The organism is Saprospiraceae bacterium, assembly GCA_016719615.1.
GTDB lineage: Bacteria > Bacteroidota > Bacteroidia > Chitinophagales > Saprospiraceae > Vicinibacter.
This window is the reverse complement of the sequence record JADJYQ010000007.1, coordinates 377,856-397,716: the sequence shown is the minus strand read 5'-3', so window position 1 is coordinate 397,716 and position 19,861 is coordinate 377,856. Positions and strand designations below refer to the sequence as shown.

Here is a 19,861-nt window from a genome sequence, read left to right as displayed (position 1 = left end):
CGTATGCATGTGCTGTTTATTTAGCTAACACTTGTAAGGTAATTTTTTAAATGCCACCTGCTTCAAACATCCAATTTGATTTTCAATGTGAGACATTTGAAATTCCGGAAAGAAAATGGAAGGAATGGATCAACAAAATGATCAAGTTACATGGAAAGAAACCCGGAAACATCAATATCATTTTTTGTGATGACCTGTATCTGCTGAACATGAACAAGCAGTTTTTGGGCCACGACTATTTTACTGACATCATTACCTTTCCTTTAGCAAATGATAAAATTGAGGGCGAACTGTACATTAGTATAGATCGGGTCATTGATAATGCCCCAAAGTTTAATCAGGATGTAGAACAAGAAAAATTGCGCGTCATCATCCATGGAATCTTGCATTTACTCGGTTTTAAGGACAAAACTAAAGCTGAACAAAAGCAAATGCGAGAATTGGAAGAAGAGGCCGTCAATTTATACAACAATGCTCTGGTTCCGAAAGACAATTATTTCGATTGGGTCTACGGTGTTGTTCAGACGATTCCTAGAGGTCGCGTAAGCACTTATGGGGCTATTGCAGATTATTTATCATTAGGTTCGGCGAGAATGGTAGGCTGGGCATTAAATCAACTCAAAGGCCATGTTTCAAATATCCCGGCACACAGGGTCGTCAATGTCAAAGGAGAACTCAGCGGCCGAATGATGTTTGGTGAAGCCGGCGAACGCATGGCTAAATTACTGCGGAAAGAAGGTGTAAAGGTTGTAGATCACAAAGTAACTCCTATGGAAGATTTTTTTTGGCATCCGGAAGAGGGATAAAAGTTGGCAGTCTGAAGAATTTTACAATACCGGAATGAAAAATTTTGTTGTTTGTAATGGTTATGATTTTTTCCGGAGCAATTGAATAAAGCTAACAAACGTTTATTAGATTTAATTCTTTCAATTACTTGAAATATATATGAGTTTAGTTCATTCTTTTTTAATCCCTTTACCTCATTATTATCTAATGAGGCTCACCGAGCCTTTCCTTGTTCGCTTCCTGATGTCTGTATCATTATAACGAATATCGTAGCTGCATTGATACATATATGTATCAATAGGAAGTGGCTTTCCGTCTTTGAAACCATCCCAGCCTGAATCAGGGCTGTTGCTCATATATACTTCCTGACCCCAGCGATTAAATATTTTTAAAGAGTAATTGCCTATGATTTCAGGGCAGGTGATGAAAGGTCTGAAATCATTGTTGATGTCATCGCCATTTCCCGGAGTAAATGCATTTGGAAAAGTAAGACAATTGCAATCATCGACGAGAACCATATTGATGCTTTCAATCTTACAGTCATCCAGGGTATCCACCGGGAAATTTTTATAAGCACCGCTTTTGGTAAACACGAAATTTTTGTACGAGAATTGATCGCAAAATCTTACCGTATCCAATTCAATGGGATTTGAACTGGTATGATCATAAATTTTATCAAGTTTGAGCCGGATGATCAAGCTGTCACATCCATTTTGGTCTTTAAGAGTAATGTTATATTCTCCCGAACGATCGTAAGTATTTCCTAGATAGCTAAAAGAGCTGCCGCAAAAAGTCTTTGCTTCTGAAAGTTCTGTGGGTTTCGCGAGATTTAAGTTGAGTATAAATACAGAGTCGCACTGGCCTGCCGATCCCGGTAGGTTTATGTTGTATATGCCAGCTTGATGATAAGTGTTTCCTCTAAAGTCATAAGAGCTACCTTCACATATTGAATAATTTAAAGTATCTATGAAACCTGAGTTGATCAGAATTTCTTTCGTGATGGATTTTACGATACAACTAAATTGCAATACTCTTGTAATTTGATATGTACCTGATTTAGTGAATACGAAATCAAGGCTGCCATCAACTTTAATGGTATCCTGATTGATCAACCAATAACCAGTTCCTGGTCCTGCAGATTGGTCTTCAAATGATACCTTACCGGGACAGGCTTCAGTTGGTCCATTAAAATCTGGAGTCAAAAATGGAATTTCTTCGCAAAGGACTTGTTCCTTACTCAGGGAATCGCTGAAATTGAGGTAATCTAAAATTCGATGGCCGGATCTGCTTTGGTAAATATAATCAGCTACCTGCCATGTCGGGCTGTATAAACTCACTTCAGGAGTGACGTCAATATCATAACAACCCGATTGATATAGATTATCGGTTTTGATGATGAGCCCCTGGCTATGATTGCGGTCGGTATAAGCTCTCGAAAAACCGCCAATGAGAACAGACCCCTTGCTGCTTTTACGTACTCGGGTATATTGCGAACCGTGTTGATTGTATAAAAAGATCTTGCGGATGCTGCCGTTTTTATTGATGACATAAAGCGCATTTTTGTTAGGTGAATTTGGGAAATTTACATTGTGTGTTGAAAATCCCAGTGAACTTACACCAATCGCATAGCCCCCGTCATCCAACAAGCTTAAGCCTTCTCCAATTGTGCTATTGTCACTTCCACGATTCACTTCATACACATTAGCAAAAACGGTGTTCAAGCTACTGTCTACCTTAATGAGGTAGGCATCATTTTCAGAACTTGCATGATTGTCTTCAAGTAAGGTAGTAAAACCAGTGATCAGATAATGATCTTCTTTGTCGACGATCAAATCAAAGGCATTGGTGCGTTGGTTATGATAGCCCCAAGTTTTAAATCGCAAAGGATTTCCGTTAGCATCCGCTTGCAAAATAAAAGCTTGAAAGGTAGTATCTGCGATACAACGACCCGTGACGATGATCCGATTGCGGGAATCCAATTTTACGGCAAAAGCCTCATCGTAAGTACCTGCAGGATTACCAAAAGTTTTGCTCCAAACGACATTGCCAAGTGCATCCAATTTGATAAGATAGATATCATCTGCAACTGCATCAGTACCATGTGTACCAGTGCTCCCAGCGATGATGAATCCTCCATCTGAAGTCATGGCAATATCCCGACCAAATTCAGTACTGTTGCCAATGCGTTTCATCCACTTCGTTTGACCGTCTTTTGATATTCGACCTACCAGGATCGAAGCTCTGAAAAAACCGGTACCCAGATTGAAGCTGAATACGATATCACCTTCAGGGGTTTCTATAATTCCGGCATTGGTATTGGTTGGTGATCCTGAAAAACCCAGCCTTTTACCCCAAAGTACCTTGCCTGTACAATCGTAACGCACCAAATGGCCTTCTGAAAAATTGGATGTGTCATTGATAAAACCCAAGGTTGCGAAACCATCATCTGACAAACTTTCAAGATCGTAGAAGCTGGCCTGATTGTTTTTGATACCGGGAGTAAATGTACCGGGGGCATAAGTCTTCTGAAACTTAATGTGTTGACCGGGTAGAGTGATGGAAAATCCTGAAAGAAGCAATAGTAAATAAAAAGCAGTTTGACTGAAATTGATGGCAAAATTCATGGATGAAAATTATAGTTCCAAAAATAGGGAATAAATGGAATGTTCTGAAGGAGAACTATGAATTATCAAATGTCGTATCAAAATGCGAATTAAGCGCCTATTTGTATCTTGCAGTTTTTAGATGAAACGCGAATTTGTAGTTAACGTAAGTTTATTATTGGTCAGCAATTTATTGATCAAAGTCTATTTTCTTTTAGGTATAGACAGAAATTTCCAATTGGCATTGGGAGCAGAGCAATATGGACTTTATTACAGTTTATTCAATTTTACCTTGGTGTTTCAGTTTATCAATGATTTTGGATTACAAAACCTGATCAACCGATTTGTTAGTCAGAACAGAGATGATAGTTTAAAACGCCTTCAGGAATTCGCTGTGATGAAAATTTTACTCTCCACGATATACATTGGAGTTATTGTAATCATGTGCAAAGCTGCAAATTACCCATCGGATTACTGGATATTGATATTTCATTTGGCGATTAATCAGGTTTTAGCGAGTGCTATTTCATTTAACAGAGCCGGAATTTCAGGATTAGGATTTTACAGACAGGATAGTTTTTTTTCTGTAATGGACCGGTTTATATTAATTTTAATGGGGTCTGCGCTACTATGGATTCCTTTTTTTCATAGCTATTTAAACATACATGGATTTATCTGGATACAAAGTATTTCTTTGGCGATCACATTTATTTTAACTTATATTTTTTTAAAGAAGAAAGGATTGGTTTTTCAAAGATTATTTCCCGATGTGATCCCCATCAAAAATTTATTAATTTCAACATTGCCATTTGCTTTCATTTATTTATGCGGTTCTATTTATAACAAAGCTGATGTTGTATTATTACATCGGCTGCATGAACATGGAGCTGAACAGGCAGGTATATATGCATCTGCGATGCGATTGTTTGAAGCAGCAAGTATGTTTTCACTAGCGATTGGTGGATTATTATTGGCCATGTTTTCGCGATTGCATGAACAAGCAGATAAACTCAGTGGCTTGTTTAAGTTGTCTGTAAAATGGTTGCTGGTTGGCACCTTACTGGTAAGTACACTCGGATTTTTTTATGCAGCAGAATGGGTCGATATTTTATATAAAAGAAATGATCCATTATGGATTCAGACTTTTGCAATAGTCATGATGGCCTTTCTTCCAGCAAGTTTAAATTTTATATTAGGCGCATTTTATCAGGCAGTTCATAAAGAAAGGGTATTGCTAATATTTTATGCCTTGGCTGCAATATTGTGCATCCTATTGAATTGGAAATGGATTCCTGAATATGGAGCACAGGCAACTGCAATCGTCGCGGTGGTAGTTCATGGCACTTTATTTTTTATACAGGCGATTTATATTTGGCTGAAGTCATTGGTCAACATCACCCGCGATTTTGTATTGTTCACCTTTGTATTTTGCGGACTTTCCTGGCTGCTTGCCTTCGGAATTTACCAGTTTGAGCTCGATTGGAAGGTCAAAATTGGATTAACCACTACGAGTATTTTAGGCATTGCTTTTGCCTTCAGGATACTCTCCATCGTCGAAATGCGCCATTCCTCACCTGAAGAAACCGATACAAATTGATAATAGTTTAATATGAATACTATTGTCTTATAATGACATATATAAGCAAGCAGGAAAAATATGCTAATCATTTTGGAAAAGAGAAATCTGCTGGTATCTTTGCCGTCCCTATGAAAAGGGAGATTAGCTCAGCTGGTTCAGAGCATCTGCCTTACAAGCAGAGGGTCACTGGTTCGAACCCAGTATCTCCCACTGATAATTAAGGAGTTACAATGTGAAATTTGTAGCTCCTTTTTTATTAGGATATGATAATTCAATTTCAAAATCCAATGTTAGCTTAGGACAACTTCTGGATATTGATTAAAAAAGCATTTTGTGCAAAAATTAGTAATTTATTTATGACTTATGGCATAGAGTGTGATACATATACAGTAGTTCATCCTTCATTCGAAGAAAGGAAATCGAAAAACGCAAGCCAAGATGCTCTGCATTTTTGCTTTTATAGAAGAGTTGTTGTTCTTCTTTTAAATTTTTGCATTATTTTATTCCTTTTAATATCCTTTCCTATTAAAAAGTTGGCCGTCAATAAAAATAATACTCATTCACTTTCCTGAGTGGTTGAAACAGACGACAAGATTAAATTGCACTCACATATCAGTTATCGGTTTGCCGGATATGTGGGAAATTATTTATATTTGAGATAAACTAATGCAAAATGATTAAATACATACTAGTGTTATTATGGATTTTTATTGATTCGTTTTGCATCTACTCTCAGAATAAATGGGAATCTATCAATCTTCCTGCTGCTTCTCGAATCAACAATGTTGCCACCTCAAAAGACCACAAACTGTATATCAGCATGCCTTATTCCGGAATACAAGTGTCGGAAGATTTTGGAATGACTTGGAAATACATCAATGGGGGATTGGAAAGCGCTGTTTCGAAAGACGCTCTTTTGGTCAGTGATGGATTTGACCGTTTATTTTTAGCTAATGGATCTGAATTATATGTTTTGAATAAAGGGATAACAGATTGGGAAAAATTGAATTATTCTTATGAGAAAATAACAAATATCGTTGTTGATAGTTTCGGTGTTATATTTTGTTTTACCTCAAGCAATCTTTATTATACAATTGACCAAGGGATGACTTTTACTAATTTTATTAAACCTTCGCCTACAATATTGAGATTTCCAAAATCAATATGTAGAATTAATTCCAGATATTATCTGCTTGCGTTTGGAAATACCAACTATAATTTATACGAATTGGACCTAAATGGAATAGCATCTGACAGCCAGTTAACAGTACCGGTAAACTTTCAGAACATAATACCGACTTCGGAGGGAAAAATAATTTTAACGACTACGGACAATTTATACAATAATTTTTTATACGATCCCAGCAATAATAAGCTAGACACTTTAGTAGCAGGTCATATTGGCCAGAATAGCATCAGAGGTAAAATTACCAGTGATCTTCATGGCAATTTAATCAACTATGGTATGCCGCATTATCTATCTGAAGACGGGGGAGCAAATTGGACCCAGATTCCCGGAAGGAAAAATATTGGCGGCCATATTTTGACGCTACCTGTAGCTTTCTACAAGCGGCAAATGTTGTTTTTTTATACACATAGAATTGGTGCGGATTTAATTTATTACTATTCCGATCCGTTGGATACCATTTGTGATTTAAGGAGCAATTTAAAAAATTTAAGTACACCTTTCATTTTGCATCATGAAAAGGGTCAATTGGTCGTAGGTACAGAACCATATCCTTCTTTTTTTACATCTGATTTTCGCATAACTCATAATGGAGGATTGGATTGGTTGAAGCTGGATTATACTTTTGATAGCTCTGCAATAAAGTCGCTCCATAAAAATCAGAGAGGTGACCTATATGCATTTACAAACAAAGGGATCTATAAGTCTAATGATTTCTTTAAATCTCACATAAAATTGAAAGAGGTGGTCACGAGATTCATGTTTATAGGAAAAAACAATGAATTTTATTTTTTGGATAGCGACCCTTATGGCCTTTTAGAATACGATGAAAACCTGGAAATATCTGTTTATGTACCTGTTGTTCCGTGCGGTTTTGATGGAGTATTGCATAACATGCTTTTTCACCCCAATGGATGGAATTATGTTCTTTGGTCTCAAAGTTGTTATGCTACTCAAAAGGAACGGTATGGGACTTATGGAAGCCCTTACTCAAAATATTGGATGAAACATCCTTTTAAAATGAATTCGTATGGAGATATTTATTACCTCGATGAAGCATTGTTTAAATTAAGTCCGGAATTAGAAGTGATTGATAGCGTAGGCGAATTTCATCAAGATGCGATACTTTGCGGTTTTGATAAACAAGACAATATATACTTATTTGACCCTGTTAAAGGACTGTTCAAATGTATAAATAATGATTGTATTGCCTTTGACATGAATGGGTTGCCTTTCCCGCACATCAAAATTCATCAAATAACTTCTGACAGCACCGGTAGCCTGTTTGCAAGTACTATTAATGGAGGCCTTTATAAGTACGTGATGACTAATGCTGCAGATCAATCATTCAATTTACGCCATGTGATTGAGATCGTTCCAAATCCAAGTTTGGATCTCATTCATATTGATTTTAGAGGAGAATTAAATGATAAATCCGAGCTGAAATTTTTTAATTCTTTTGGAATATTAACAAAGATGGAAACGCTACATAATCACCAACAGACGATAACTATTTATGATTTGGAACCTGGAATGTATGTGATTCATTTGGAGGGACAAATGGTTGCAAAGTTTATGAAGTTGTAACATGTTGTGTTGTTAAAACCAAATAAATAAAACCTCGCGGGGCCTGTATATTGTAGCGTGGGGCGATATACTAAACACACCACTTATTCAATAGAGGGGGGTCAGATGAAATTATAAAAATTCTTAATTTCACTAAATCGATATAATGAAATTATAAATTTTTTACATTTAATAATAAGTTAATAGTAATTTAAGCATTCATCGTTTCGAAACAGGCAGGAATATACAAAAGCTTCAATATCAAAGTTTTGAACCATATACAATCGATAAGGCATGGCACTTAGATGATGACATTGTCACTGAATATTCCGGTCATTTTGAAAAACCACCGATTCCGGTTGAACCTGAGCTAGGGTTTCCGTTATTAGCTGCCAATACTTTCAGGTTCTGATTAATGAATCTTGTAAAATTCTTGATCTTGTTGAATTTTATTATTTCAGAATCGTGGTCTGAAATAATAGGGAAGATTAAACACCTCTGAATTTAAGTTAAAACATTGATTAACAATTATAAAGTAAGTTTATATCCTGAGTTTTCTATTTTATTAGTCTAGCTATAATATTACTTTTGAGTTGTATTTGTCATACTATAGTATTACATTTGCTACTATATAGTCATAATATAATCTTACAAATATGGGCAAAAAGGCATTACAGGTTCAGCATCTTAGTGATAAAATGCAAGTGGTTTCAATTTTAAATAATGTAGCACAGCCGCCAACTGGCTGGATTAAAGCTACTCGTATTACTTTAGGTATAACATTGCAGCAATTGGGAAATAAGTTATCCATTTCAAAGCAAAGCATGCGAGATATAGAACGAAGGGAACAGGATGGCACAATTACAATTAAAGCACTTACGGCCGCAGCTCATGCATTAGATATGAATTTGGTGTATGGATTCGTACCTATGGATGGCACTTTGGAGCAATTGATTGACAGAAAAGCAAAAGAGTTAGCCACTCAAATTGTATTAAGGACCTCCAACTCCATGAAATTGGAGGATCAGGAAAATTCGAAAAAACGTTTACTTAAAGCAATTGAGGAATGCACAACTGCTTTAAAAAACGAAATGCCTAAGATTTTATGGGATTAAAATTTGAACACCCAGATGGGCAAACCCCTTTGTATGAAGAAGAAAAAGACGGATTGCTCATTCCAACTATTGCTACACGGGGAGAGCTGGATGAGTTTGAACAACAAAATATTGAGCAGGCTGTACAATGGGTTTTAATGAAAACATTTAAGCCGGATGTAGTCTTCACTGAAAAATTTATCCGAGATGTTCACAAAAGAATGTATGGAAATATTTGGGCTTGGGCAGGTGATTTCAGAAGGTCTAATAAGAACCTTGGAGTTGACAAATGGCAAATTTCCATCGAACTCAAAAAACTCTTAGAGGATGCAATATTCTGGATGGATAACAAAACCTATAGCCCTGATGAATTTGCAATAAGGTTTAAACATAAACTCGTTAGCATACATTGTTTCCCTAATGGAAACGGCAGACATAGCCGCTTATTAGCTGATATTATTATTGGGAAACTATTTAAACTGCAAGTATTTTCCTGGGGTGCGTCTCATCTGGACCCGGCATCAAATTCAAGAGCAACTTATATTAACGCCCTTAAAAAAGCAGACAATGGTGAGATTGTTCCTTTGTTAGAATTTGCCCGTTCATAATTTTCTATAAATTTCACACGTACAAGAACTTATTTGTTTTAATAGAATTATTTGATAATTTCAATCGGATTGACTTGTGATTTTAATGCAATGAATGAATAGAAATATAATTATGTAATTGTTTCATGTTATGAAACTACTTTCCGAGGCAGGCTCTTTATTTTCTTAAACTATTTCTTTTAAAATAACTTTGCAAATCTGCCTTAAATTGCAAAGGAATTTTAGCTATGGAAACATCTCTCATCATCATCATTATCGGCTTGTTTATCTTTTTCGGACATTATCTGAGCGGCTTGTTTGGACGGAAAGGAGTTCCCGATGTTGTGGGGCTTATGTTGATAGGGGTATTGATAGGGCATACCAGGGATAAGACATAAAATAAATTTGTTTTCATTTTTTAAATTTTAATGTAATTCAACTTATTTACTATCCAATTGCTAAAAAAATCCTGATCTGAATTTCAGCCAAGTGATTTGTTAAAATTCCTTCATTACAGAGAAAGTGTATTTTATTTATTTATAGCACAATTAGCGAATCACAAATATTAACCTTTATACTATAGCACATTAATTTCCGATCTGGAGTTCAATCTAAACATGAATTCAATAAGTATAAAGCAATTCTCTTTTTAATGTGTTACAAAGATCTTTATCGCATAAAATTGTTTGTCATGAATTAATTGAAGCAAATAAAGATTGCCAGGGATCAGATCTGTTGTAGGAATACTGAGCCGATAATTATTAATATAAGATCGCATTTTACCTGAAGAATTCACTCGACCGGCGAAGTCAATCAATCGCCACTGAACAATTCCCTGCCAGGATTCATTCAATTGAATATTCAACTGCGTTTTACATTCTACAGGATTTGGCCAAACTCGAATTCCAGATCTTTCTAGATCATCAACTGCAATGACATAAAAGACAACGGTGCTGTCATAACTTTCTGAAATCATACTGGTAACATAAGTACGAACGCAGGAATCTGACAGTTCCGGGACATAAACATATCCCATAGAATCATTTTCCCAATGGACGAAAGACTCGCCTGTTCCATCAACAGTGTCCTGTCGCTCATCGTCTTTATACCAAAATCCCCTTTGGTCTCCAACAATCTTTATGCCCGTTGCAGTAACCATATGTGCACCTACAACTGAATCCTTTTTGATATCTTTATAGACAAACTCTAGTTCAACGTCTTCCCCGGCCTTCATCTCCCGGACCAGCCAATCCCATCTCAAACGAAATGGTTTCATGGTATCATTGTCATTTCGTGCAGAATGACCGTGCAAACTATCCGGCGACCTTATGTCTTCAATTGGCCAGTGACAGCAGCGTTGGAATTTTACCTTTATCGGTAATTTGTACTTGTCTATAAAAGCCAGTTTACCCAGAATAAAGGAATCAGTTAATACTCCTTGCTCATTTGGTCTTTTCATAAGCCTACTGAGTTCTTCCATTTTTTCTCGCAAACTCAGATTCGTTTTAATTTTATCCGGAAATTGTCCTTCCAGCCACTGCATGCTATTGGCTGCGGCAGTTGGAGCACATGCATTCCAATCTCCCTGTGTATTCATGCTTGAGTTAGGTCTATGCCTTGAAGAATCCAGATCCAGATTATCAACTTTGCATCCTCTGTAGACTGAATCTGCAACCGCAGAGCTTCTTATGTCCGGCAATGGACTTCCGGTTGTGTGATCACTGTGATCGTCGCCATCTCCACTCACCGGATTGTATTTTATCATAATGTCTTTGGTCTGTATTTTATAGACCAAATTCTTTTTTAGTTTCCAATGAGGAATAATAGAATTGTAGGAATTTACATCTCTTCCATAATCTACGTACACATTCAACAATTTGTCTTTCAACTGGGCTGCATTCAGATCAAGTCGTTGGTAACTGAATGGATTATCCAATTTGTAGTCATTGTCAAAAACGGCTAAAGGCACAGCTCTGGATAGCCAAACCCATGCTCCGGATTCCTTTTGCGCAAAAATATTTACATAAGCCTGTTCTGTCATTTCAGAAGCCGGGATGAAAAGCCGGAATGTCCCGGACAATTGATAAGATTGCAAAGGTCCTGACAAATGAATATTTCTAAACGTCGTCAAAGGAATGGGATTAAACATTTTACCCGGCTTAAACTCCTGAGATACCGCTGCCTCAAGCCAGCAAGCATAATTGAGATTTTCAAAGCTCACAAGTCGTGACCATTTTTTTGAATTTTCTTGCTTTAAATGAGAATAAAAGATCCTATGTCCTCCTGCATTTTGGTCATCAATATCTAAGTGTATATAGATGCCATGAAACGATGGATGATCAAGAATTCCACAAACATTTGCCCAGCTTCCTTCAAGGCGTTGGTTATTGTTGTCATAATATCCAAATATTAGTTCAACTGAAGCACCTGCACTTATTTTCGTTTTTATAAAATCAAATGAAGGAAGGTCTCCATATTGCAAATATGCGTTGCTCGCCTGACTTCTCTGGTATACTTGTGGACTCATAATCAATGGCAAAGTATTTTGCGCCCATTGATATTCAATTCCTAAAGGCATGCATAAATTGTCCAGGAGGTTTAATTTACTTTCAATGAATTGTTTGACAGTAATTCCCGAAGCTGTTCGACGCAGTGCATCCCTGCTGATCAATTCGAGTATTTCCCTTTGCTGCAATCCATTGTCAAGTTCATCTGGATGCTTATTGATCAGTGACATTAATCCATTGGAAGCAGCTGCAGGCCCACTAGCCCTATTATCTCCGGAATAACATGGATTTGTCTTTGGAGCTAAAGCATTCAAATCCAATCCGACTATACCGGATTGATAGTTTAGATCGGGAAGCATATTATTTGTAAACGAAACAGGTGTTTTTACCAAAGGAGGATCTGCAGTCGGACTGATCCAATTTCCACCATAGGCACTGGTGTTCAATTGATGACATGTATTTTCAATAAAATCAAACCAAGGGAGCTTTTGATTTGACCAGGTATAATCTGTGATCAGAATGGATAATTGTAAATCTTGAATTAGCTCTCCCGCGACAAAATCAGCGCTGGTATAATTGATTGGAATCCAAACATCCCGTTCTTCCATCGGTGGGAATGGGAAATTATAAAAACAGGGCAATAAATTTTCATTTTTTCCACAGGCAATTTGGATCAATGGATTTTTAATCAACTGGAACAAGCTTTTGGGAAGTTTAAAGCCGATGGCACCATAGGGATAAATGGAAGGATTTGTTGGTGAAGACGAATTCCATTGTTCAGAAGTAAGTTGAATACCTAAACTTTCTGGTGTGAATTCAAATTGAGCATAATTATTCGTTGGTCCTGGATCTCCATCAAATATTATTTCTGCCGATGCTAAATGAGCTTCTTCTCTATTTAGGTAAAATAAATCTGCATTGGTGAGTAAGGTCGTCGTGGAAAATCCTGAAAGAAACCCCATCATATATGTTTTTTCAAAAACCATCCGGCCATTGTCCTGATTGGAAACTTTAATTTCGATAATAAAACCCGGAACAGGTTCTGGACCTTGATTGATGATCACAAGCTGAAAGACAATAGGTCTGTGCAGGTATATTTGGGCAGGCATTGACTTGAATGAAATGATGCTCAGATCTTGACCAATGATGGCAGTTGAACATAACAACAGGCAAAGAATTAATTGGAGCTTATTTTGTAAAATTGCTTTCATCTTACCAAAATTTAGGAATGCAAGATAATCAATTTTTATTTTGAAAACAAGTTTTTCTGTCTTATTTTTAATTCTTCCGGATGCTTTGAATCAATTATTTTATATTTTACTTGGCACAATGGCTGAGATTCTTTTTAGAAGGTATACGCGTCACGGCTGAAAACTCTATTCTAAGCTTTAAAGAAATTATTGAATTGAGAGCTGCGATTGAAATCAAAATTATTAAATTAGGTAAAAAACAAATGCTTGCAAAAAAGGTCTTACAATATTTATATGAACAAGCCATTACTGACATGCAAAGCTTATCAAGTGCATTGAATACAAGTATTCCCACTATTTCAAGATTATTGAATGATTTTATCAGGCTTGAAATATTGATTGAACTTACCGGCTTTAAACGTAATAGGGTATTTGCTTTTGAGCAATATTTAAAATTGTTCAGATAATGAGTTAGTTTGGATGGATTGAATGTTTTAACCAATATAAACCGTAAATTCATTATTAATTTGTCAAGTAACAGTTTGACTTTAACTTATGAGAAAGCGTTTACTTGTGTAAAAGGATCATCTCAATAAGCTTATACACTGATGAAAAATGTATATAAAATTTGTTTATATTTTTTATTGATCCTTGGGATGGGCATTTATTGGCCAATAACAGAATTTAACAATTTTGAAAACGAAACCAAACTAATTAATTTTTATTTTCAAAAAGGTGATGCAAATCAATTTAAAGTCGAAATAAATCCAATCCTATTGAGCAGAACATTAATCTTAAAAAATGATATCAACAATAAATTAAATCTGCATTCAATTGAACAACAAGAGAACAATTGTCCTACAGGTCTTGAGGCTTCGATATGGTATATGGGCAAACATAGTCTAAACTGGAATCGGGGTTTTCCGGCAGTGGATACCGGATTTAGCGGATATGGAGGGAGAAGCCCATACCTCAATTTGTGATCGTAATGGAAAATTATTATTTTATACCAACAATAATGAGATTTTTAATTCTAATCATCAGGTGATGGACAATGGAAATATCAATTCACCATTTGGATTAGCCGGAGCTTCTTCCACCATGAATTTAGTTTTACCCAACCGGGAACCGGTTCTTTGTATTGGATATTTTACCCAGGACAGATTACAGACCAAACAGACACTTTTGCAAAAACGCTCAGATATGCTATCATCGACATGAGTCAAAACGGGGGCTTGGGTAAGGTGATCTTAAAACACCAGATATTGATGGATACTACCTCAGAACGAGTGGAAGGCATCCGCCACTATAATGGAAAAGACTGGTGGATCATAGGTCAAAATGCAATTACCGAGCAATTTACGGTGTGGCTGTTAGATAAAAATGGATTTAGCTTAAATGGAAAAATGAACTCAGGAATAATAAATAATATTGATTATAAATTTGCTTTACGCGGTTATCTAAAATTTTCTCATAGCGGTTCTGTTATTGCGGAGGCAACCTTAGGTTTTGATGGAGTAAATAGAATTTTCTTAAGTGCAATAGAACTGCATCGTTTTGACCCAATGACCGGAACAATTTACGGTGGAGTACCATTGAGTTTTAATTTATTTAATGAATGGGTATACGGATCCGAATTTTCTTCAGACGACACAAAATTGTATATCACCGGAAGTAAAATTTGGCAAATAGATTTGGGTATGCTAGATACGGCGGTGATCAATCAAGTATAGTATCAATTTTGGATCAAGTCAGGCGCAACATAGGTGCACCAGTGTTAGGACCAGATGATAAAATATACATTACGACATTTTTAAACAGTTTTAATTTATTTAATATAAATAAACCTAATGAGAAAGGCCTTGCCTGTGATTTCCAATCACAAGGATTTTATTTAGGGGAAGGCTCAGGACTTGGAGCGCCTCATTTTGCACAAGGCCTGCAGTTTCCTTACCGGCTCTTTACGCATGGTCCTTATGAGTTTTGCGCCGATACGACGGTGCGTTATGTGTTGACCGATCCTTGTCCGCATCCTGATTTGCAATGGGTGTTACCTGACGGAGGAGTCATCGTAAACCAAAACGGGGATACCATTGATGTTTATTTTGCAGATCCCGGGTATAAACGGGTGATTGCAGCTTATCCTACTCTATGCGGATATAAAAGTGACACCCTAAAAATAAAAGTGAATAATTGTAATTGCCAATCGGCGTTTGAGTGGTTACAACGAGATACATCAATATGCAGTGGCAGTACCGCCACGTTTAAGTTCAATTCAAACGCAGACAGCGTTTTTGTCAATGGAAATTTTCTTACTTCTGATAGTTTTAAGATCGATGCATTGAATCAAGATACTTGTCTGGATGTTAAAATCCATTTTGCAGAATTTTGTGACAGTACACTGTCGTTGTGCATTTATACAAAAAAACAAGCTGTTGTTCAAAGGGACAGTATTGGGTTCTGTCCGGGAGATAGTCTTTTCATTGCGAATGTTTATTATTTTTCAGATACCCTTTTAATCTTCAATTATCAAGATCAATCAGGATGTGATTCCGTTTCATATCTTCAACTACTGACCTTCCTTCCAACCATTTCATCCACAGAACAGGTTTGGATCTGTCCGGGTGATTCAGTACAAGTTGGGCAACAATGGTATGAGGATAGTATTGATATTGTTCAAACGTATTCAGATAGGAATGGATGTGATTCAAATCATGTAATTTATATCAGGGTCTATCCTGAGAATCTACCCAATCAGTTTAATCATATCATGTGCAGGGGACTCCGTATTGTTCTTAGGAGTTTGGTGTAAAGACAGTATTCAAAAAGAATTGGTAAATCAGGACTCAAATGGCTGTGATTCAGTATGGAACCTTAATATAAAACTGTATCCTTTGAGCTTACCCGACACCAACAGATATGAAATATGTCCCGGAGATTCCATTCAACTTAATGGTCAATGGATTTATGATACTTTGAAGATTGAATCTCATTATCAAAATCAAAATGGCTGTGATTCAGTTCATAGAACGATCGTTAGCTACAAAAGCATTCCACAAGAAAAGAATCTTCAATATTTTATTTGTCAGGGCGATTCAATATATATCGCAAATGCCTGGATCAAAGAAGAAATGAATTGGACCATCCGAAAACAAAACCAAAGCAGTTGCGATTCGGTTTTTCATTATCAGATCAAATGGTATGATGAAATCCATGTTGATGTACTCAATGAGTTACAAATCGATGAAGGAGATTCCTTGGTATTGGATCCTTATTATTCATCCAATGTAAATCAGGTAAATTGGTCACCATCTACCGGACTGAGTTGTACAAATTGTTTACGTCCCAAAGTAAGTCCTCCAAAAGATACCAAATACTACATCACCGTACAAGATGACAACGGTTGCACTGCGATTGACTCCATACTCATAAGGCTTATTAAAAAGGAAAAGGAGTTGTATGTCCCTAATAGTTTTAGTCCAAATGGAGATAATCTCAATGATCGCTGGGGACCTGTGTTGGAGGAGGGAAACGGGATGGTTGAAAGCATCAAAGTATTTGACCGGTGGGGAAATCTTGTTTATGAATGTAGCGGCTTACAAATTAAAAATGGCCTATGTGCGAAATGGGATGGTAGTTTACGGTAAAAAATGCCAGCCAGGAGTTTATGTATATCAAATCATCTGGAGGAATAGCTCAGGAGTACTACAGCAGAAAGTGGGAGATGTGAGTTTGATTTTATAGATCCAAAAAATCCATCAGAGCATTGCTGATCGTCTTTTTGGTTTCATCATCAAAACCGGCAAAATAATTCTGGGTAGTTTTTTTATCACTATGGCCAAAAGCTTCGCCAACGACCTCCATGCTTTTACCAGCACGTATCAAACTTGTGGCAAAACTATGCCTTGCCCAATAACTGGAAATTTCATCTGTTATACCGTTATTAGCTGTCAATACTTTCAGGTTCTGATTGACAAACCTTGTAAAATTCTTGATCTTGTTGAATTTTATTATTTCAGAATCCTGGTCTGAAATAATAGGGAAGATTAAACACCTCTGAATTTAAGTTAAAACATTGATTAACAATTATATAGTAAGTTTATATCCTGAGTTTTCTATTTTATTAGTCTAGCTTTAATATTACTTTTGAGTTGTATTTGTCATACTATAGTATTACATTTGCTACTATAAAGTCAGAATATAATATTACAAATATGGGCAAAAAGGCATTACAGGTTCAGCATCTTAGTGATAAAATGCAAGTGGTTTCAATTTTAAATAATGTAGCACAGCCGCCAACTGGCTGGATTAAAGCTACTCGTATTACTTTAGGTATAACATTGCAGCAATTGGGAAATAAGTTATCCATTTCAAAGCAAAGCATGCGAGATATAGAACGAAGGGAACAGGATGGCACAATTACAATTAAAGCACTTACGGCCGCAGCTCATGCATTAGATATGAATTTGGTGTATGGATTCGTACCTATGGATGGCACTTTGGAGCAATTGATTGACAGAAAAGCAAAAGAGTTAGCCACCCAAATTGTATTAAGGACCTCCAACTCCATGAAATTGGAGGATCAGGAAAATTCGAAAAAACGTTTACTTAAAGCAATTGAGGAATGCACAACTGCTTTAAAAAACGAAATGCCTAAGATTTTATGGGATTAAAATTTGAACACCTAGATGGGCAAACCCCTTTGTATGAAGAAGAAAAAGACGGATTGCTCATTCCAACTATTGCTACCCGGGGAGAGCTGGATGAGTTTGAACAACAAAATATTGAGCAGGCTGTACAATGGGTTTTAATGAAAACATTTAAGCCGGATGTAGTCTTCACTGAAAAATTTATCCAGGATGTTCACAAGCGAATGTATGGAAATATTTGGGCTTGGGCAGGTGATTTCAGAAGGTCCAATAAGAACCTTGGAGTTGACAAATGGCAAATTTCCATCGAACTCAAAAAACTCTTAGAGGATGCAATATTCTGGATGGATAACAAAACCTATAGCCCTGATGAATTTGCAATAAGGTTTAAACATAAACTCGTGAGCATACATTGTTTCCCTAATGGAAACGGTAGACATAGCCGCTTATTAGCTGATATTATTATTGGGAAACTATTTAAACTGCAAGTATTTTCCTGGGGTGCGTCTCATCTGGACCCGGCTTCAAATTCAAGAGCAATTTATATTAACGCCCTTAAAAAAGCAGACAATGGTGATATTGTTCCTTTGTTAAAATTTGCCCGTTTATAATTTTCTATAAATTTGCACACGTGCAAAAACTTATTTATTTTAATAGAATTATTTGAAAATTTCAATCGGATTGACTTGTGATTTTAATGCAATGAATGAATAGAAATATACTTATGTAATTGTTTCATGTCGTGAAACGACTTTCCGAGGCAGGCTCTTTATTTTCTTAAACTATTTCTTTTAAAATAACTTTGCAAATCTGCCTTAAATTGCAAAGGAATTTTAGCTATGGAAACATCTCTCATCATCATCATTATCGGCTTGTTTATCTTTTTCGGACATTATCTGAGCGGATTGTTTGGCCGGAAAGGGGTGCCCGATGTTTTGGGCCTCATGCTGATAGGGCTCTTGATTGGTCCGGTTTCCAAGCTCGTTAGTCCTGAAATTTTTGGGCAATTTGGTTCGCTGTTTAGCAATTTGGTTTTGATTTTTATACTCTTTGAAAGTGGTACGGAACTCAGAATTGCTTCCTTGAAGGAATCATTCAAAGACTCTGCAGCCATTACTACAATAGGATTTTTGAGTACCACTTTGGTGGTTTTTTTGATGTGTTTTTTGATACTCGATATTTCGCTGCTGAGTAGTTTGTTTATCGGGAGCACTTTAGGTGGTACCTCTGCGGCGGTTGTAGTAGGACTCGTCAAACAAATAGCCATAACTTCTAAAACTGCTACGACTTTAATCGTGGAGTCTGCAGAATCAGATGTTTTTACACTGGCAGTCCCCATTAGTATTTTAGGATTGATGATGACCGGACAAATCGATACAAAAATGCTGTTCTCACAATTTATTACTTCATTGGTCATGGCTGTATTGTTGGGCGTAATGGGTGCGTTTAGTTGGTCCTATATCATCAATAAAATTCAATCGCTGAAATCTACTAAGTTCTCCACGCCGGCATTTTTATTCATCGTGTATGGCTTATCAGAATATCTTGGTTTCAGTGGTCCGCTCACTGCATTGACTTTTGGAATTGCCATCGGTAATCTCGAATATTTTGAACCCAAACTTTTGAGCAGAATAATACCCAACCAAAGTATCGTGCTTCCCGATGAAGAGAAAGATTTCTTTTCACAAATTGTATTTCTATTGCGCACATTCTTCTTTATCTTTATTGGCATCAACATCAGAATTGATCGCCTGGATTGGTTGATGTGGGGAGCAATTATAACGATCTGTTTGTTTTTGGTTCGGTTGGTCATCGTAAAGCTCATGTTTACTTCGCAAACACCTGTTGAAGACCGCGCCATCATCAGCATGATGATCCCTAAAGGTTTGGGTGCAGCCGTGATTGCTACATTACCCTTGCAGAATCAGCATCCTGATGGAATAGTGATCCAGGCAATTTGCTTTTCGGTCATTTTGTTTAGTACGATGATTTGTGTGATCTTATTTTATTTATTGCGGATAGGAATCAGTTTGCCATTTTATCAGAAAATTTATCCGGGCTCGGAAATATTAAAACGAGCATAACATTTTTATACTTCAAAAATATTTAGTGTA

General features: G+C 36.5%; 17 protein-coding genes and 1 tRNA gene. 15 read left to right on the top strand and 3 right to left on the bottom strand.

All coding sequences use genetic code 11. The features are described 5' to 3' along the window. Nucleotides 1-50 precede the first annotated feature (50 nt). Complete coding sequence (ybeY, locus tag IPM92_16300) at nucleotides 51-806, top strand: rRNA maturation RNase YbeY (protein ID MBK9109883.1); 756 nt, start codon at nucleotides 51-53, stop codon at nucleotides 804-806. Nucleotides 807-986: 180 nt separating this feature from the next. Here the strand turns inward: ybeY and IPM92_16295 are convergent, their stop codons facing one another. Further along, the gene (locus IPM92_16295) at nucleotides 987-3,410 is read right to left on the bottom strand and encodes a gliding motility-associated C-terminal domain-containing protein (GenBank protein ID MBK9109882.1); all 2,424 of its coding nucleotides are present in this window, start codon (nucleotides 3,408-3,410) and stop codon (nucleotides 987-989) included. 121 nt (nucleotides 3,411-3,531) lie between these two features. On the opposite strand from IPM92_16295, the gene IPM92_16290 reads away from it, so the two are divergent. From IPM92_16290 to IPM92_16265, 6 genes are all read left to right on the top strand, one after another. Next, entirely contained in the window at nucleotides 3,532-4,986 is a 1,455-nt protein-coding gene (locus IPM92_16290) for an oligosaccharide flippase family protein (protein ID MBK9109881.1), read from the top strand. A gap of 117 nt (nucleotides 4,987-5,103) precedes the next feature. Then, nucleotides 5,104-5,178: transfer RNA gene (locus IPM92_16285), tRNA-Val, on the top strand. Between the two features lie 463 nt (nucleotides 5,179-5,641). Further along, nucleotides 5,642-7,741 (top strand): T9SS type A sorting domain-containing protein, encoded by a 2,100-nt coding sequence (locus tag IPM92_16280; protein ID MBK9109880.1) that lies wholly within the window; start codon nucleotides 5,642-5,644, stop codon nucleotides 7,739-7,741. 635 nt (nucleotides 7,742-8,376) lie between these two features. Beyond that, nucleotides 8,377-8,835 carry a mobile mystery protein A gene (locus IPM92_16275; protein ID MBK9109879.1) on the top strand — a complete coding sequence of 153 codons (459 nt, stop codon included), beginning with the start codon at nucleotides 8,377-8,379 and terminating at the stop codon, nucleotides 8,833-8,835. Next, entirely contained in the window at nucleotides 8,826-9,422 is a 597-nt protein-coding gene (locus IPM92_16270; protein MBK9109878.1) for a mobile mystery protein B, read from the top strand. Before IPM92_16275 ends, IPM92_16270 begins: the two co-directional genes overlap by 10 nt. A 227-nt stretch (nucleotides 9,423-9,649) precedes the next feature. Continuing rightward, a complete protein-coding gene (locus IPM92_16265) occupies nucleotides 9,650-9,799 on the top strand; it encodes a hypothetical protein (GenBank protein ID MBK9109877.1) in 150 nt (49 codons plus the stop codon). A 251-nt stretch (nucleotides 9,800-10,050) separates the two neighbouring features. Here IPM92_16265 and IPM92_16260 read toward each other — a convergent pair whose 3' ends face one another. Further along, nucleotides 10,051-13,119: a T9SS type A sorting domain-containing protein gene (locus IPM92_16260; GenBank protein ID MBK9109876.1), complete on the bottom strand. Its 3,069-nt coding sequence runs from the start codon at nucleotides 13,117-13,119 to the stop codon at nucleotides 10,051-10,053. A 110-nt stretch (nucleotides 13,120-13,229) separates the two neighbouring features. Between IPM92_16260 and IPM92_16255 the strand changes: the two genes are divergently transcribed. The 5 genes from IPM92_16255 (at nucleotide 13,230) to IPM92_16235 (ending at nucleotide 16,745) form a co-directional block, all read left to right on the top strand. After that, nucleotides 13,230-13,565, top strand: coding sequence for a hypothetical protein (locus IPM92_16255; GenBank protein ID MBK9109875.1), 336 nt, complete (start codon nucleotides 13,230-13,232; stop codon nucleotides 13,563-13,565). A gap of 141 nt (nucleotides 13,566-13,706) precedes the next feature. Beyond that, the gene (locus IPM92_16250; protein ID MBK9109874.1) at nucleotides 13,707-14,081 is read left to right on the top strand and encodes a hypothetical protein; all 375 of its coding nucleotides are present in this window, start codon (nucleotides 13,707-13,709) and stop codon (nucleotides 14,079-14,081) included. A 153-nt stretch (nucleotides 14,082-14,234) separates the two neighbouring features. After that, nucleotides 14,235-14,831, top strand: coding sequence for a hypothetical protein (locus IPM92_16245; protein ID MBK9109873.1), 597 nt, complete (start codon nucleotides 14,235-14,237; stop codon nucleotides 14,829-14,831). An 8-nt stretch (nucleotides 14,832-14,839) separates the two neighbouring features. Further along, complete coding sequence (locus IPM92_16240; GenBank protein MBK9109872.1) at nucleotides 14,840-15,910, top strand: hypothetical protein; 1,071 nt, start codon at nucleotides 14,840-14,842, stop codon at nucleotides 15,908-15,910. Between the two features lie 82 nt (nucleotides 15,911-15,992). Next, on the top strand, nucleotides 15,993-16,745 hold the full coding sequence (locus tag IPM92_16235) for a gliding motility-associated C-terminal domain-containing protein (GenBank protein ID MBK9109871.1): 753 nt from the start codon (nucleotides 15,993-15,995) through the stop codon (nucleotides 16,743-16,745). Nucleotides 16,746-16,836: 91 nt separating this feature from the next. On the opposite strand, the gene IPM92_16230 is transcribed toward IPM92_16235, so the two are convergent. Then, nucleotides 16,837-17,052, bottom strand: coding sequence for a tyrosine-type recombinase/integrase (locus IPM92_16230; protein MBK9109870.1), 216 nt, complete (start codon nucleotides 17,050-17,052; stop codon nucleotides 16,837-16,839). A gap of 260 nt (nucleotides 17,053-17,312) precedes the next feature. Here IPM92_16230 and IPM92_16225 point away from each other — a divergent pair, with 260 nt between their 5' ends. From IPM92_16225 to IPM92_16215, 3 genes are all read left to right on the top strand, one after another. Beyond that, nucleotides 17,313-17,771, top strand: coding sequence for a mobile mystery protein A (locus IPM92_16225; protein ID MBK9109869.1), 459 nt, complete (start codon nucleotides 17,313-17,315; stop codon nucleotides 17,769-17,771). Then, entirely contained in the window at nucleotides 17,762-18,358 is a 597-nt protein-coding gene (locus IPM92_16220) for a mobile mystery protein B (protein ID MBK9109868.1), read from the top strand. Before IPM92_16225 ends, IPM92_16220 begins: the two co-directional genes overlap by 10 nt. 228 nt (nucleotides 18,359-18,586) lie before the next feature. Continuing rightward, complete coding sequence (locus tag IPM92_16215) at nucleotides 18,587-19,831, top strand: cation:proton antiporter (GenBank protein MBK9109867.1); 1,245 nt, start codon at nucleotides 18,587-18,589, stop codon at nucleotides 19,829-19,831. Nucleotides 19,832-19,861: the final 30 nt, after the last annotated feature.

Excerpts from the sequence above, each read along its gene's own strand:
- IPM92_16220 (MBK9109868.1), top strand. The coding sequence starts at position 17,762 with ATGGGATTAAAATTTGAACACCTAGATGGGCAAACCCCTTTGTATGAA.
- IPM92_16295 (MBK9109882.1), bottom strand. The coding sequence starts at position 3,410 with ATGAATTTTGCCATCAATTTCAGTCAAACTGCTTTTTATTTACTATTG.
- IPM92_16250 (MBK9109874.1), top strand. The coding sequence starts at position 13,707 with ATGAAAAATGTATATAAAATTTGTTTATATTTTTTATTGATCCTTGGG.
- IPM92_16270 (MBK9109878.1), top strand. The coding sequence starts at position 8,826 with ATGGGATTAAAATTTGAACACCCAGATGGGCAAACCCCTTTGTATGAA.
- IPM92_16215 (MBK9109867.1), top strand. The coding sequence starts at position 18,587 with ATGGAAACATCTCTCATCATCATCATTATCGGCTTGTTTATCTTTTTC.
- IPM92_16260 (MBK9109876.1), bottom strand. The coding sequence starts at position 13,119 with ATGAAAGCAATTTTACAAAATAAGCTCCAATTAATTCTTTGCCTGTTG.
- ybeY (MBK9109883.1), top strand. The coding sequence starts at position 51 with ATGCCACCTGCTTCAAACATCCAATTTGATTTTCAATGTGAGACATTT.
- IPM92_16280 (MBK9109880.1), top strand. The coding sequence starts at position 5,642 with ATGATTAAATACATACTAGTGTTATTATGGATTTTTATTGATTCGTTT.
- IPM92_16265 (MBK9109877.1), top strand. The coding sequence starts at position 9,650 with ATGGAAACATCTCTCATCATCATCATTATCGGCTTGTTTATCTTTTTC.
- IPM92_16225 (MBK9109869.1), top strand. The coding sequence starts at position 17,313 with ATGGGCAAAAAGGCATTACAGGTTCAGCATCTTAGTGATAAAATGCAA.
- IPM92_16275 (MBK9109879.1), top strand. The coding sequence starts at position 8,377 with ATGGGCAAAAAGGCATTACAGGTTCAGCATCTTAGTGATAAAATGCAA.
- IPM92_16290 (MBK9109881.1), top strand. The coding sequence starts at position 3,532 with ATGAAACGCGAATTTGTAGTTAACGTAAGTTTATTATTGGTCAGCAAT.